Origin of the sequence: Pseudoalteromonas sp. T1lg76 (assembly GCF_002964725.1) — a bacterium.
In the GTDB taxonomy this organism is placed as follows: Bacteria; Pseudomonadota; Gammaproteobacteria; order Enterobacterales; family Alteromonadaceae; genus Pseudoalteromonas.
Genome location: NZ_PQCE01000062.1, coordinates 1 through 1,206 on the forward strand (window position 1 = coordinate 1; position 1,206 = coordinate 1,206).

Below are 1,206 nucleotides of genomic sequence, written 5' to 3' on the forward strand. Positions count from 1 at the left end.
CCAGCTCGGTATCCTTACCTCGCGTTCAAAACTAAAAAAGCAGTGCTTTTTTCGGGCGTTTTTCACCCTGCTTAGCTCCACCACTTTCTTTCTATATCTAACTTATTGGTTAGCATCCCTGCGACCACCCAGCTCGGTATCCTTACCTCGCGTTCAAAACTAAAAAAGCAGTGCTTTTTTCGGGCGTTTTTCTGCGAATGTCTGCTCCTGATTGCAAAAGATGAGTCGCGAACGAGTGTCTAAACGTATGTGGTGTAATTAACTTTGTAATCCCCGACTGTTTTAAAGCAGCCTTCACCGCCTTCCTGACACAAGTTGGATGAAAATGATGTCGACGAATTTCTCCCGTTTTTGGATCGCCGCTTAATTTATAGGATGGAAATAGATACTGCCAAGCCAACGACTTGTTCGCAGATGGATATTTCTTTGCTAACGCATTCGGCATCCAAACGCCGGCATATTGTTCATTTTTTAAGTCAAGTTGTAGATATTCATCCACTTGCATAATTTGATTTCTTAACAATGGAATAAGCTCATTTGCAAGTGTTACAATTCGATGTTTATTGCCTTTTCCATTCCAGACTTGAATACATTTATAGTCAAAATCAATGTCTTTCACTCTGAGCTGCACCGCCTCCATTACCCTTAAACCGCTTCCGTACATTAATCCCGCAATTATGTAATAGCGCTTTTTCATAAACGACAATATTTCTTTGACTTCTTCTGGTGTCATTACGACTGGCAATTTGGGTTGTCTATTGCTTTTGACAAATTTTAAGTCCAACGACAATTCTTCTTTTACTATGTGTTTGTACAAAAACGCTAATGCATTTAATACGGCCATTTGCGTTCTAGGCGACATATTTCTCTTTAAAATTAAGTGGTCTAAAAACTCAACCACTTCGTTATCACCCATAGTAGTGGGATGTCTTTTATTATGAAAATGTATGAAATTAGATATCCAACTAAGGTAAGCGTTAACCGTTCTCAGTGAATACTGTCGAGTCAACATGTAGTCTGCGATGTAATTTAAATAAGGCGAGCGAGTTTTCATTTTCATTCCTTTGAAAATATGTAAATACTGTATATTAAAACAGTTATGGCGTAATCGCTCACATAGTCAAGAAAACGACCCAATCGCGTGCTTTTGTCGCAAGATGAAAACGAGCAATAGCTATTTTTAATAATATTGGCAATAAGTTAACT

The 1,206-nt window shown here is 38.3% G+C and carries 1 protein-coding gene; it reads right to left on the bottom strand.

Annotation, left to right across the window (positions count from 1 at the left end; genetic code table 11):
- Nucleotides 1-142: 142 nt before the first annotated feature.
- On the bottom strand, nucleotides 143-1,054 hold the full coding sequence (locus tag C2M35_RS15155; protein ID WP_105265697.1) for an integron integrase: 912 nt from the start codon (nucleotides 1,052-1,054) through the stop codon (nucleotides 143-145).
- Between the last annotated feature and the right edge of the window lie 152 nt (nucleotides 1,055-1,206).

Excerpts from the sequence above, each read along its gene's own strand:
- C2M35_RS15155 (WP_105265697.1), bottom strand. The coding sequence starts at position 1,054 with ATGAAAACTCGCTCGCCTTATTTAAATTACATCGCAGACTACATGTTG.